The organism is Paraliobacillus zengyii (assembly GCF_003268595.1).
Taxonomy (GTDB): domain Bacteria; phylum Bacillota; class Bacilli; order Bacillales; family Amphibacillaceae; genus Paraliobacillus_A; species Paraliobacillus_A zengyii.
Window position 1 is genome coordinate 2,725,457 of record NZ_CP029797.1, and the last position, 14,400, is coordinate 2,739,856.

15 protein-coding genes are annotated in these 14,400 nt (G+C 33.5%); 5 read left to right on the plus strand and 10 right to left on the minus strand.

Going from position 1 to position 14,400, the window contains the following annotated elements; genetic code table 11:
- Positions 1-95: 95 nt before the first annotated feature.
- Genes DM447_RS13855 through DM447_RS13865 form a run of 3 tightly spaced genes read right to left on the minus strand, consistent with a single transcriptional unit; the run spans position 96 to position 2,738 of the window.
- Positions 96-854, minus strand: coding sequence for an iron ABC transporter ATP-binding protein (locus DM447_RS13855; protein WP_112181781.1), 759 nt, complete (start codon positions 852-854; stop codon positions 96-98).
- Positions 848-1,795 (minus strand): iron chelate uptake ABC transporter family permease subunit, encoded by a 948-nt coding sequence (locus DM447_RS13860; RefSeq protein WP_112181782.1) that lies wholly within the window; start codon positions 1,793-1,795, stop codon positions 848-850. Before DM447_RS13860 ends, DM447_RS13855 begins: the two co-directional genes overlap by 7 nt.
- Positions 1,788-2,738, minus strand: a complete 951-nt coding sequence (locus tag DM447_RS13865) for an ABC transporter permease (protein WP_112181783.1) — start codon at positions 2,736-2,738, stop codon at positions 1,788-1,790. Before DM447_RS13865 ends, DM447_RS13860 begins: the two co-directional genes overlap by 8 nt.
- Before the next feature lie 201 nt (positions 2,739-2,939).
- Here DM447_RS13865 and DM447_RS13870 point away from each other — a divergent pair, with 201 nt between their 5' ends.
- Positions 2,940-3,368 carry a BrxA/BrxB family bacilliredoxin gene (locus DM447_RS13870; protein WP_112181784.1) on the plus strand — a complete coding sequence of 143 codons (429 nt, stop codon included), beginning with the start codon at positions 2,940-2,942 and terminating at the stop codon, positions 3,366-3,368.
- Between the two features lie 48 nt (positions 3,369-3,416).
- Here the strand turns inward: DM447_RS13870 and DM447_RS13875 are convergent, their stop codons facing one another.
- The 6 genes from DM447_RS13875 to DM447_RS13900 form a co-directional block, all read right to left on the minus strand.
- Positions 3,417-3,719, minus strand: coding sequence for a hypothetical protein (locus DM447_RS13875; RefSeq protein ID WP_112181785.1), 303 nt, complete (start codon positions 3,717-3,719; stop codon positions 3,417-3,419).
- A 141-nt stretch (positions 3,720-3,860) separates the two neighbouring features.
- Entirely contained in the window at positions 3,861-5,108 is a 1,248-nt protein-coding gene (locus DM447_RS13880) for a coiled-coil domain-containing protein (RefSeq protein WP_422385902.1), read from the minus strand.
- A 257-nt stretch (positions 5,109-5,365) separates the two neighbouring features.
- Positions 5,366-6,118, minus strand: coding sequence for a type I 3-dehydroquinate dehydratase (aroD, locus tag DM447_RS13885; protein ID WP_112181787.1), 753 nt, complete (start codon positions 6,116-6,118; stop codon positions 5,366-5,368).
- A 79-nt stretch (positions 6,119-6,197) separates the two neighbouring features.
- Complete coding sequence (locus tag DM447_RS13890) at positions 6,198-7,079, minus strand: DMT family transporter (protein WP_112181788.1); 882 nt, start codon at positions 7,077-7,079, stop codon at positions 6,198-6,200.
- Between the two features lie 99 nt (positions 7,080-7,178).
- Positions 7,179-7,595 (minus strand): universal stress protein, encoded by a 417-nt coding sequence (locus DM447_RS13895; protein WP_112181789.1) that lies wholly within the window; start codon positions 7,593-7,595, stop codon positions 7,179-7,181.
- 39 nt (positions 7,596-7,634) lie between these two features.
- A complete protein-coding gene (locus DM447_RS13900; protein WP_112181790.1) occupies positions 7,635-9,095 on the minus strand; it encodes a SulP family inorganic anion transporter in 1,461 nt (486 codons plus the stop codon).
- 283 nt (positions 9,096-9,378) lie between these two features.
- On the opposite strand from DM447_RS13900, the gene DM447_RS13905 reads away from it, so the two are divergent.
- From DM447_RS13905 to DM447_RS13920, 4 genes are all read left to right on the plus strand, one after another.
- Positions 9,379-9,561 (plus strand): helix-turn-helix domain-containing protein, encoded by a 183-nt coding sequence (locus DM447_RS13905; RefSeq protein WP_112181791.1) that lies wholly within the window; start codon positions 9,379-9,381, stop codon positions 9,559-9,561.
- A 171-nt stretch (positions 9,562-9,732) separates the two neighbouring features.
- On the plus strand, positions 9,733-10,404 hold the full coding sequence (locus tag DM447_RS13910) for a haloacid dehalogenase type II (protein ID WP_112181792.1): 672 nt from the start codon (positions 9,733-9,735) through the stop codon (positions 10,402-10,404).
- Between the two features lie 70 nt (positions 10,405-10,474).
- Positions 10,475-10,978 carry a peroxiredoxin family protein gene (locus DM447_RS13915; protein ID WP_112181793.1) on the plus strand — a complete coding sequence of 168 codons (504 nt, stop codon included), beginning with the start codon at positions 10,475-10,477 and terminating at the stop codon, positions 10,976-10,978.
- A 108-nt stretch (positions 10,979-11,086) separates the two neighbouring features.
- Complete coding sequence (locus DM447_RS13920; protein WP_112181794.1) at positions 11,087-12,535, plus strand: aldehyde dehydrogenase family protein; 1,449 nt, start codon at positions 11,087-11,089, stop codon at positions 12,533-12,535.
- A 93-nt stretch (positions 12,536-12,628) separates the two neighbouring features.
- On the opposite strand, the gene DM447_RS13925 is transcribed toward DM447_RS13920, so the two are convergent.
- Positions 12,629-14,329, minus strand: a complete 1,701-nt coding sequence (locus tag DM447_RS13925; RefSeq protein ID WP_241964529.1) for an aryl-sulfate sulfotransferase — start codon at positions 14,327-14,329, stop codon at positions 12,629-12,631.
- Positions 14,330-14,400: the final 71 nt, after the last annotated feature.

Below are 14,400 nucleotides of genomic sequence, written 5' to 3' on the forward strand. Positions count from 1 at the left end.
CAGCTATCCAAATAGAAATCCAGACTCCCAGCATTATAGACACAACTTCACCATGATTTAAAACATATTAGCTAAGATTGCGTGGACGTCACTACTCACGCAAAATAAAGGCAGATACGACATTGATCAATATCTTGAATTTGAATATCCATGTCATAAACCTCTTTTAAAACACTTTGCTTAATAATTTCATTTTTTGCACCTTGTTTAACGACTTTTCCGTCTTTTAAGGCAACTATATAATCCGAATAAACGGAAGCGAAATTAACATCATGAATAACTATAATAACTGTTTTACCTAATTCATCTGCTAATCTTCGTAATACTTTCATAATTTGAACAGAGTGTTTCATATCAAGATTATTTAAAGGTTCATCTAATAAGATATAGTCAGTGTCCTGGGCAATAATCATGGCAATATATGCACGTTGCTGCTGCCCACCACTTAATTCATCAATGAATTTATTTTCCATCGTTTCCAATTCCATATAAGCGATTGATTCATTAATCATAATGGTATCTTCCTTCGTCAATCTTCCTTGTGAGTAAGGAAAACGGCCAAAGCTTACTAGTTCTCTGACTGTTAAGCGAACAGTTATATGATTAGATTGTTTTAAAATAGATATTTTTTTCGCTAACTCATTATTTTTCGTCTGCGTGATTTCTTCATCATCGACTAAAACTTCACCGTGATCTTTAGCAATTAGACGACTCATCATTGATAAAAGTGTACTTTTTCCTGCCCCATTCGGACCAATAAAGGAGGTGATTTTCCCTTTAGGGATATTCATAGAAACATGATCAACAACAAACGAATCGCCATATTTTTTTGCAACTTCTTTTATTTCTACCATGTTTTATTCTCCTTTAATATAAGATATAGAAAATAGATTCCACCTATAAAATTAATGATTACACTTAATGTTGTAGAGAATGTAAAGATTCTATCAACTATTAATTGCCCGCCAACTAATGCAATAATACTAACTAAAATGGAACCAGGGATTAGATAGGTATGTCGGTAGGTTTTGAACATCTCTTTCGTAACATTCGCAACTAAGATACCGAGAAACATGATTGGTCCGACAAGTGCGGTTGCTACTGACACTAAAATTGCAATTACAATCATTAGGCGTTTGACAATAAAATCATAGTCTAATCCTAAGTTAATCGCTTGTTCTTTACCAAGAGATAAAACATCTAGATATTTCACATATTTGGCTAGATAAAGGCAAGTGATAAAAAGTATTCCAATAGATAAATATAATAGATCTGTATCGACATTATTAAAACTTGCAAACATTTTATTTTGCACAATAAAGAATTCATTCGGATCTATTAATACTTGCATAAACGATGATAAACTTTGAAAAAAAGTACCAAATATTAAACCTATTAAAAGTAGAAGATATATATTACGGCCTTTCTTAAATAATATTTGGAATAGAAACAGTGCAAAAGCAATCATAAATCCAATTGCGATAAAGAAATTCAAATTTTTATCTAGAGCCGTAACACTAGTAGAACCATAAACAAAAATAATAAATGTCTGAATTAATAGATACAATGAATCCAAACCGATTAAACTAGGTGTTAAGATTCGGTTATTTGTGATTGTTTGAAATATTATAGTTGACAAGGCGATCACAGCACCTGTAATAACAATTGCTAAAATGCGAGTTGCTCTTCTCGGTAAAATATAATCCCAGTTTCCTGTTATACCAATAAATATGTAAATGAGCACAAGTACTACTGCGCCTGAAGCTAAAAGAAGCATTTTAATTTTATTACTCATAAACCTTTCTCCTCATTACCAAATAAAGAAATAGTCCACTACCAATAACGCCTACGGTGACACCAATTGCAATTTCATAAGGGAAGATAATAGTTCTTCCAATAATGTCACAAACCAATACAAATATGGCACCTAATAATGCAGTATGTGGCAAGCTATTCTTCAGATTATCACCTTTATATAGCGTTACAATATTCGGTACGATCAAACCTAAGAATGGAATCATTCCAACCGTTATGATAACAACAGAGGTCATTAACGCTACAATTACAAGCCCTATATTCACAATTTTCTTATGATTCATTCCGAGATTCGTAGAAAAGTCTTCGCCCATTCCTGCTATTGTAAAACGATTTGCATAGATATATGCGAGAACAACCAATGGTATACTTATGTAGAGCATTTCATAACTCCCTTGAATGATCAGCGCAAAATTACCTTGTAACCAAGAAGACATATTTTGAATTAAATCATTTTTATAAGCAAAAAACGTCGTTATTGAACTTATGACACTACCAAACATCAATCCCACTAAAGGAATAAATATCGGGTCTTTGAATTTCACCTTATCTAAAATTTTCATAAAGATAAATGTTCCAGCTAATGCAAAAACAAATGCAACTAACATTTTTTGAATAGGTGATGCAGTTGAAAATAACAACATAGATACTAAAATACCAAATCTTGCAGAGTCCATTGTTCCAGCAGTTGTTGGTGAAACAAATTTATTTCGACTCAATTGTTGCATGATTAATCCACAAATACTCATGCTAACTCCTGCAATTATAATACTGATTAATCGTGGAAATCGGCTAATCCATATTATTTGTGACTGACTTTCTGTTAAGTGAAACAAATCTCCTGGCGTTAAATTAACTACTCCAATAAATAAGGATAGAATAGATAATAGAATTAGTAGAATAATCAAGTATCTTTTTTTCATAAAAAATTCCTTTACAGAAGAATTAAACAATAATGATATTCATTATCAATTAGATTACTTACTATCTTAACATGTTACACTTCGCTGTCAATATCTTTTTCATATTTTAAGCCATTATTTGTTATTCTGATTTTTGGATTTGGTTTAACTGTGCTAAAATAAATGAAGTGTTACTTAAACTTTTAGTAAGGAGTGCATAGAATGAATGCATATGAAGAATATATGAAAGAAATTACACAACCAATGCGAAGTGAATTAACATCTGCTGGGTTTATGGAACTTACAACTCCAGAGGAAGTAGATACATTTGTAAAGACTTCGACAGGTACAAGTTTAGTAGTTGTCAACTCTGTTTGTGGTTGTGCTGCAGGATTAGCTAGACCTGCTGTGATAGATGCCTTGTCACATGGTGTAGAGCCTGACCACCTTGTCACTGTTTTTGCTGGACAGGATAAAGAAGCAACCGAAAAAATGCGTGAATACTTTACAGGTATCCAGCCATCTTCTCCTTCTATTGCTCTAATGAAAGATGGAAAAGTTGCTCATTTTATTCCGAGGGACGAAATTGAAGGTTATGAACTAGAAGAAATTACAAATAATTTAACTAAAGCTTATCACACACATAATTAAGCAATCATAAAGCCAGAAAGCACTTACAAGTGCCTTCTGGCTTTACTTTTATTTCTGATAAAGTTTTATTTGACTTTCAAAAAATGAAAGTAACACTTCTTTTTGTTCTTTTAAAAACTTACACCATTGATGACCAATAGGTGTAGGTAATATTATTCTTGAACATAGTTTGCATGCAGCTTTTTCTTCAAATACATGTTTAATATTAAGAACAAACAGACGTTCACCAGCCCCCACTAACAATTGGAATTTCTGATCGTTGATCGTAAAATAAACATGATATCCACTAAATTCAGCAGCATTTTTCACTTCTATATTTTTAATTAAATTAGTATCGAATGATTGTTCCACCAAATTGTTTCTCCTTTCTTATATATCTATCCATAATATAGACATAATTGACATAATATAAGAAAAAAGCCCGATGTAAGGTTATGAACGTTACATCGAACTTTTGATAAAGTGAGCTTCTATGCCACTTAAATGAATGTATTAATTAACTCTGCGAACATGACCACTGAATTTATCTGCCCAGTATCCGCTACCCATATTTGCCACTGCAACACCTGTAGATGACTGTGAACCAATAAATTGATTACCACCTAGATATATTCCGACATGACCGTTTGTCTTGTATGTATTGAAAAACACAAGATCTCCAGGTTGCATGTCACTAGTTGAAACCTTTTGTCCAACTCCGCTTAATCCACTAGTACTAGCTGGTACACTTATTCCACCTTGTGCAAAAGCCCATGAAACAAATCCTGAACAATCAAACAAACCATTTGCTATATCAGAAGAAGTACGTCCTCCACCAAATTTATATGCAGAGTTTCCGATATATTTATAACCAGCAGACATGATGCTACTTGCATTTCCACTAGATTTAACAGTTACTGTTGACGACGTTGTAGATGTTGAAGAATTTGAACTGCTTGAACTACTAGAAGTACTTGTTGTCGCTGCGTACTGTTCAATTACTTGACTGTTTGCTTCTTCTGCTTGTGCTTTAGCTTGTTCCTCTAACTGTGCCAATTCACTGTCTTCTAATTCTAGTTCAGCAATTATAGATTGACTAGCCTTTTCTTTTTCATTTAAAGTCTCTTTTTTTGCTTCATTTTCTTCTTTTTGTTCTAAAATCTGTGCTTGCATTAATGTTAATTCTTCTTGCATTGCAGATAATTCTGCTAACTCTTCTTCAACTTTAGCTTTTTGTACCTCTAATTCTTCTTTGTCCGCTTCAAACTGATCAATTAAATTACTGTCGGCTTTAGCGATTTTACTTACTAATGAAACACGATCAATAAAATCAGTGAAACTTTCTGAACCAAAAATCACTTCAAGATAACCAGCAGAACCTCCAGATTTTTGTAAAGATGATGCACGATCCTTCAAGATTTCAAAACGTTTGTCAATATCTTCTTCTAATTCCTTCACTTCTTGTTCTTTTATCTTTAATTCTTCTTGTTTTGTTTCTATCTCAACTTCTGTTTCTTTAATTTTGTTTTCATTCTCTTCTATTGTTTCATCAACACGTGCAATATCTTCATTTAAAGCTATTAATTCAGCTTGCACATCTTGTAAATCTTGTTTCTTATCTTCTAATTCAGATTGAATTTCCGCACGATTTTCTTCAATCACATTTTGTGTTTCAGCATAGACCAATTCTTTTTCTACTGGAAAGGATATTATTAAACCAAATGTTAATGTCATACCAACTAAGATTTTTTTATTATTCAATGCTTCCACACTCTCTTTCTATTTACAATTTTTTTTAGTATTTATGTTTACTATTCTTCTATGTAGGTTATAGGTATATATATAGTTTTAAAGACTTAAATTTGCGCTGTGAATTTTCCAGCAACGTCAGTATAACATCTTGAAGTAACAGTAGTGTTATATGAACATTACAATTATATTTCAATTTGTGTCATTTTTGCTAGATTCATAAATTATAGTAATCAAAAAAGAGATCTAATAGATCTCTTTTTTGATTACTATAATTTATTTAAGATTTGTACCAAGTCTGAAACAGCTAGTTGGCCAGGGGCTGATGCTTGCTCTGCAGCAGCAAAAGTAACTGCCGAACCAAAAATCCCACCAGCCATACGGCTAATAACACCTATACTCCCCATTGACATCGTGATAATTGGCCCTTTTGCATATGACCGATACATTGTTTCTGTTGCGTCTAACAATGTTATAACATCTCTAGGACTACGTGGCATGACAGCAATCTTCGCTACATCAGCATTTATTTCTTCTGCAAGACATAATCGAGAGATAATTTCATCCTTCGAAGGCGTCTTATCAAAGTCATGATTAGATACAATTACAGATATATGATTAGCATGTGCACATTCTATAAGTGCTTGTCTTTTTTCTTTGTTTGTAGAAAGTTCAATATCTATCATATCTAACATATTTGTTTCGATGATTTCTTTATTTAGCTGAAAATAATCAACTAATTGATCTTGCTTTTCTCCCCCTTCACTTTCTGTGCGAAAAGTGAAAATTAATGGTGTATTTGGGAGAACGTGACGAATTTCTTCAAGCGCTTCTTTTACTAACTTTACATTACCAACATCTTTGAAAAAGTCAACACGCCACTCAACTAAATCAATTTCAAGTGTGCGCAAAGCCTTTGCTTCCTCAACCAATCTATCCGCTGAATTTTCTATTAATGACACACAAATCTTTGGATTACCTGAACCAATTGTTACACCTTTTACATGAATTTCTTTTTTCACATGCTTCCCTTCCCTTTTATAATAATAATCTTATTATAGCAATAATTGTGCTATGAAAGAAGCTATGCATCTCTTTTTCTTAAACGGATTTGTAGTTTACTTGTGTTGTAATAATTACACCTACTATTACAAGCAATGCACCACCTATTTGTATGAGCGTAATCGATTCACCTAACCAAAGATACGCACCGAGCATTGTAATGACTGGTAAGAAATTTAGAAATAATGACGCCTTAGATGCGCCTAATTTTTGTACGGCATGATTATATAATAGTAACGCAATTAAACTTGGGAATATACCTAAATATAATAAACTAACGACATACTCACTTTGGAATAGATCTGGTACACCTAAGAATAACCACTCCATCATGACCAGAGGAAATAATACTATAAGTGAAATACTTGTCATCACAAGCAGTCCAGCAATGGAAGGAAAAAAGTGCATGTATTGCTTTACATAGATCGAATATACCGCCCAACAAAGGATAGCCCCAACCATAATAAAATCACCGATATTCCAATTAATCGTCGTTATTTGCAAGACTTCTCCATTAAGTACAACCCAAACTGCTCCAAAAACAGATAAAATAACACCTGCCCACTGTATTTTTCGCAATCTTTCTTTTAACAACCAAGCACTTAATAAAATGGTTATCACCGGAATAACCGTCTCTAACACAGACACATTAGAAGCAGTGGTAAACTGTAACGAAGCATAGATAAACATATTAAAAAACGTTACACCTGTCAAACTCATTATAATGAAAGGTTTTTTATATTTTAAAAATAGTTCCCTGTTGTTCCACGCTGATTTTAAACCAACTGGCAAAACAACTAAAAATGCCACAAATAACCGAAAGAAAGCAATCGTAAACGGTGCTAAGTCATTAATTGCTTTCCCTATTAAAATATTTCCCGCAAAAAATATAACTACAAAAATAAGGAAAATATAAGGAATACTATCACTCCTAACTAAAAGTTCTTTTTATATACTCTATAAGCCTAACAAGTACACACAAAAAAACAAGATGTTCGCCTTTCTGCGAACACCTTGTTTTTATTTAATGATCAACACTGGGCAATGTGCATGTTTTGCGACTTTGTGACTGACACTACCTAGAATCATTGTTTGTACTTTATTACGTCCTCTACTTCCCACGATAACACAATCTGATTGATTACTTTCAGCAAACTCAATAATACTTGGTGCTGGTTCTCCATGAGTAAAGTGAACTTCATAGTCAATTTTCTCTTTATCCAAAAGTGCTAATACAGGCTTTATTTTCTCTTGTCTTTCTATTTTCAGTTCATACTTATCGACATGGTGAAGAACATCTGATTTTGATTTTTTTTCGTCAATTACATAAACAACATCTACAGTTGCATTAAACTGTTGCGCAAGTTGTACCGCGTAATCAGCTGAACGAATAGAATGCTCTGAACCATCTGTTGCAAGTAGTAGTTTAGAAAACAATATAGCCACCTCTTCACATTTAATTTGTTGAATAATCTTTTAATGTCCGGAAGCTTTTGACAAGCCACCAATTTTATTTTTAAGCGATTCGCTTTCTTCATTTAAACCTGAATAAATCACTTTAACATGGTTTTGTTCAAATTTTGTCTCTATCTTATCTAAAGCACCTATTGCTGAATCATCCCAAAGATGTGAGTTAGATAAATCAATTTCAATCTCTTCTATATCATCTGTATAATCAAACTTGTCGATTAGATCATTTACAGAAGCAAAAAAGATTTGGCCATAAATTTTATACACATGTTTTGTGCCTTCTACTTCTACGATTTTCTTCACTTTCACCTTAGAAATTTTTGCAGCAAAGAAAATAGCACTTAATAATACACCCGCCATAACACCAATAGATAAATCATGGGTTATAACAACAGTTACAACAGTTACAACCATAACTAATGCATCTGTTCTCGGTATCTTATGAATATTTTGTAATGAGGACCAATCGAATGTACTAATAGAGACCATGATCATGACACCAGCTAATGCTGCCATTGGGATTTGTACAACGACCCCACCAAGTACAATAATCAAGAACATTAAGAATACACCAGCAACAAGGGAAGATAATCTACCACTTCCACCTGATTTGACATTGATAACAGACTGTCCAATCATTGCGCAACCTGCCATTCCACCAAAGAATCCCGTTACGATATTGGCAATTCCCTGTCCACGACTTTCTTTATTTTTATTACTTGGTGTGTCTGTCATGTCATCGACAATATTTGCAGTTAATAATGACTCAAGTAAACCGACAATTGCAAGTGACAATGAATAAGGAAATATAATCATTAATGTTTCAAAATTAAGCGGTATAGATGGAATTAAGAAAACTGGCAATTGGCGTGTTAGATTTCCTAAATCACCTACTGCTCTAATATCAACATTCATAAAGACAACAAATGCTGTAACAGCAATAATTGCCACCAGAGTTGATGGCACTACATTTGTAATTCGCGGAAATAAATAAATAATAGCTAACGTAACTGCAACGAGCGTGTACATAACCCACGTTTCACCTTCGAAATGTTGAAACTGTGCGGTGAAAATCATAATAGCAAGTGCATTAACAAACCCAACCATAACAGAACGAGGCACAAATTTTATAAAACTCGCTAGTTTAAAAACACCAAATAAGATTTGGAGTACTCCTGTTAAAATTGTAGCAGCAAATAAATATTGTAAACCGTGATCTGCGACTAATGTAATCATTAGTAAAGCCATCGCACCAGTAGCACCAGAAATCATTCCTGGACGGCCACCGATAAATGCAATTACTACTGCAATACAAAATGCGGCATAAAGTCCAACCATTGGATCTACACCAGCAATAATAGAGAAGGCAATCGCTTCTGGTATAAGTGCTAACGCAACAACAATACCAGCTAGCACATCACCTCTTACATTACCAAACCATTCTTGTTTTATTTTTTGAATGTTCAATTTAACACCTCTTTTAGTAATTATATTTTGTCCGATTTGAACAATCCGATTCGTTTTGAACAAAATGAATCATATCATATTCTTTTAAATGCTCAAAATCTCAATAAAACGCATACATTATTAATATACTTCTATATTCTTAGTTTTTCTTCATATATATAGTTTTTAAACAAATACGTTTAAATATATTTGAGTATAATTGAGTATAATTAAATACCGTTATTTTCAAAACTAAACATTATTATGATATGATAGCTTTATGTTGATTAATGGGGGCGGCCATATGGAGAAAGAAATCATGACAATCGCACAAGTTGCAGAATACTTGCAACTGAGTGAAATGACTACATATAAACTTGTACAAGAAGGAAAACTCCCTGGCTTTAAAATTGGTAGACATTGGCGCATTAAAAGGGATGATTTAGACGAATTTATTGAAAAACTAAAAAAAGGTGAAAGACTATAATAAGTAGAAGTCAGATTAAACTGGCTTCTACTTATTTTTATTTCATCATTCTTAGAAGTTAGAAAACAATTGAATTAGGGAATAGTAAGTGATGGGTGCACAGAGAAAATATTCATTTCATTAGTCGTTACTAAATTTCATTCAATTATAATTCATAAGGAGAGATTATAGATGCCACAACAATCTATTAAAGCGTTCGTCTTCGATGTCTACGGTACACTGTTTGATGTTCATTCAGTTGGCGACAATTGCGAAAAAATGTATCCTGGAAAAGGTACTGAAATCAGTAAAACTTGGAGAGAAAAGCAAATACAATATTCAAACTTACACCAATTAATGGGGAATTATCAAACTTTCCTCACCGTTACAAAAGAAGCACTACGTTATGCAGTAAAGCAACACGGTGAACAACTTGATCAAAACTCAGAAAAAGAATTAATTAATAGCTACTTACATCTTGTAACCTATCCAGAAGTAAAAGAGATACTATCACAAATACAAAATAAAAAAATTGCCGTTTTCTCAAATGGTTCGCACGATATGTTAGACCCGTTAATTAAGGAATCGGAAATCTCCAGTCTTATTCATCAACTCATCAGTGTAGATGAGATAAAACAATTTAAGCCTACGGTTGCTTCCTATGATTATGCTTTACAACAACTTGGTGTACAACGTGAAGAAGTATTATTTATGTCTTCTAATGGTTGGGACATTTCTGGAGCGAAAAACTATGGATTCCAGACAGCCTGGATAAATCGCAAGAATTTACCTGTAGAAGAATTAAACCTTGAACCAAATAGTATTTATCAAAATTTACAAGGCATTCTAGAATGGAAAGATTAATGAAAATTCCAAAATAAACTTTTAGCTTTCCCTTTTTCAGGGAAGGAATTTAATAAAGGAGGAGTATTCAATGTCAGAATTTGAACTTGGAAAAACTGTTCCTAATCTAATTCTTCCTACTGCAACAGGTGAGGAATATAATTTTGAGGAACAGCGCAAACAAAAAGAAGATTGGTATTTAATTATCTTTTTCCGTGGCTCATGGTGTCCAGCATGTATGAGTGAGTTGGATGCATTAGAAGAAGGAAAAGATTACTTTAACAAAAAAGACATTCATATCATTACGATCTCAACTGACAATTTAAATGCTTTAACAGACATGACAAAAGAACATAAATTCAGCTTTACAGTACTTTCAGATGAACAGCATCAGGCAATCAAAGATTATCAGGTTCACTATCACAAGGAAAATGCACCATATGAAGATCACGGTGCACACGGAGAACCCGCTTACTTTTTAGTTGATGAAAACGGTCGTTTGCTTTATCAACAAAGACAGACAAGTCCATTCGGAAGGCCATCTGTAACAGAACTAAGAAAGATCACAACTTATATCCATAAAAATATGAAATAAGAAAGGGCTAGAGGGTAAATCTTCTAGCCTTTTCTATATTAAAATGTTTAATACTGACAATTACAGTGAAATACTACTATATAATCTATTACACTAGGAGGCTTATAATTGGTTAACGAAAATTTCACAAAACAATTTATTAACGGACAATGGATTAAGGGTTCAAGTGATGCGGTTGTTGAAAATTATAATCCATATACAGAAAAAGAAATCATGACGATCCCTTCAGCAGATGAGTCGGATGTAAATAAAGCGTATCAAGCGGCTGAAAGCGCACAAAAAAGTTGGCAAGAGGTTACACCTGCTGAAAAACAATCACACTTTTTAAACCTATTACAATTAGTGGAGAAACGTAAAGATGAAATTATTGACTGGTTAGTAGAAGAATCCGGTAGTACTCGAGTTAAAGCAAATGTGGAATATGGCATTTGTTACGAAGTGATTAAAGAAGCTCTCTCTTTTCCAACACGAATGACAGGTACGATACTACCATCTAATACACCTGGAAAGGAGAATTTCGTTTATCGGAATCCCAAAGGCGTAATTGGTATTATTGGTCCATGGAATTTCCCATTATATTTAACATTACGTTCTGTTGCGCCAGCAATTGCAGCAGGTAACACCGTAGTAATCAAACCAGCATCTGATACACCAATTACATCAGGTCTTCTAATCGCTTCCTTATTTGAAGAAGCAGGATTTCCAAAAGGTGTCGTAAACGTTGTTGTTGGAAGAGGTTCAGTGATTGGTGATTCAGTTGTAACAAATCCTATTCCATCAACTATTTCCTTCACAGGTTCTACTGAAGTAGGTAGTCATTTGGCACAATTAGCAGGTAAGGACCTGAAAGATACTGCTTTAGAACTTGGTGGTAATAACGCAATGATGGTTTTGGATGATGCGAATATTGACGAAGCTGTAAAAGCAGCTGTCTTTGGTAAGTTTCTTCATCAAGGTCAGATTTGTATGGCAATCAATCGAATCATTGTTGATGAAAATGTTCACGATGAATTTGTTGAAAAGTTCACTGCAGCAGTCAAACAACTTAAAACAGGTGATCCGAATGAAGAAGATACATTTATCGGACCACTAATTAATAATGGTCAAGTAAGTCGTATTCTAGAAGATGTTGCAAAAACCAAAGAAGAAGGCGCAACAGTTATGACCTCTGGTGAAGTAAATGGTAATTTAATGGAACCAATTGTACTTGCAAACGTAACAAATGAAATGACAATGGCAAAAAATGAAATTTTTGGCCCTGTTGCTGTAATCATTAAAGTAGAGAATGAAAAAGCAGCAATTCAGGTTGCAAACGGTACACCATATGGTTTAAGCGGCTCTGTCTTTACTAGTGATCGCTGGCGCGGTCTTGAAGTAGCAAAAAAAGTCCATACAGGAATGATCCACGTAAATGATCAATCTGTTAATGATGAACCACATGTAGCATTTGGTGGTGAAAAGCACTCTGGACTAGGAAGATTTGGCGGAAGCTGGGCATTAGATAAATTTACAACAGAGAAATGGATCAGTGTCCAAAGTGAATATAGAAAATTTTAAACCTTACTAGATAATAAAACGCGTTTCGAGATGATAAGATTCATTTCGAAACGCGTTTTATAGTTTTAATTGAACCTAACTGGCTACTCTTAATTAATTACTTAATGAATACTCCCAATTATTATATAGATCAAGCCGTTCAGCACGATAAGCACGAGCCCCTTCAGGAAATTCAGACACTTCAGCATGCCAAACGATTTCTCCATTCTGATTTACTTCAAAGATTCCACTTCTTTCATCTTCATTAACATATCCAAAATCAATTAGATAGTTTCCTGTTACTTCCATATAACGCGCACTACCAACAATATAAGTGAAGTATTCTTCTCCTAGTTCTTCGCCAAAGCTCCACATTTCTTCAGCCGTCTTTCCATTTTCATCAATACGATACACCACGCCACGGCTATATTTATCTGATAGTTCTTCATTACCACGCGTGACAACTACATTATTGTCGTAAAGTAAAACATCTATTGTATTAGATTGATTATCTTGATCTGGTAATATTTCTGGTGCATGTTGACCCGCACTATATTTAAAATCATCACCTATACCTTCAATTAATACATCTTGATATTCCTCTGGCCAACCTTCTTCATCGGCAAGAATCCAAACAATTTGATCCTTTGTGAATGTTTGTGCAGTATAATCAATTTTCATTATCAAATCTTGATTGCGACTTGAAACAATAATTGAATCATCTGATTCATCATAAACTACAGCATTTTGATGAAACCAGTCAATTTTACCATCATCACGTTCTGTGGCGTCATATTCTTCATAAAACGATTCAGGTAATAGATCCTTTAAATCAATTGATTTAACTATTTCACCTGTTTCACTATCTAACTCAACCATAACATCTTCAATATAATTACTATCCCCATTAATGGTTAAAAGATAGTTCCCATTTGGTAATTCAATTGCGTCATGATGGATCATAGTTGACTCATCACTACCTGCTTCCCCAATAACCGTTTCTGAATTTAAGTAAAAAGCCTTATAATATTTTCCGAGATAGTCCATTTCAACTAATTCATTATATGTACTAGAGCTATTATCTTCTTTAGTTAGGTATAAAATGTGCCCATTTTCTAGTTCATGAAGAACATGACTATTATAACGCGTATTATACCAACGAACATCACCATTTGAATCAAATGCATAAGAATATTTAGTACTTGCTATGAAAAAGGTTAAGGAACTATCGCCCAACTCCATCTGTTCTGTATCTGCTTCTTCAATATCGACTGTTCCAATATAATCAGGTAATACTTCTGTTTCAATAGAAACCATTTGTTCAGTTACTTTCCCTGTTTCTGTTTCTACAGATACCTTTACTTCATTTATACTGTCTGGTAGCAAACCTAATATAGGAATCTCATGTTTCGTTTCATACGTATCATAAGTATGTGTGATGGTTGTTGCATCTGTTGATCCTGGAACTGTGACCGTTATTTTAGATGGTTCTTCTGTTTGAAATAACGCTAAGGCTGTTAATGGCGAATTCTCGTAAGGGTCTTTCACCACATACATGTTCTCTTCGGTATATGCCTCATTTTCTAGTATTTCTAAATAGGATTCCTCTAGCACTTCTTGTTCTTCAATCCCATCTTCTAAGACACTTACAACAAGACCCTCTGTATCTACAGCTTTATTTTGTTCTACTAAATCGCCTCTTTCTGCGTTAGTCATATTACTAACTTTTTCATTGTTACCATTCACTACTATGTAAGCAATCGCTACTACTACTACTACTAGAATTAGTAGTGATAACCTAGATATCTTTTTCAATTTAATGCTCCTCTTTTTTAAATATTAACTAGTATAATACTTTTAAAATGTGTCAGTCTAATGTCAATCTA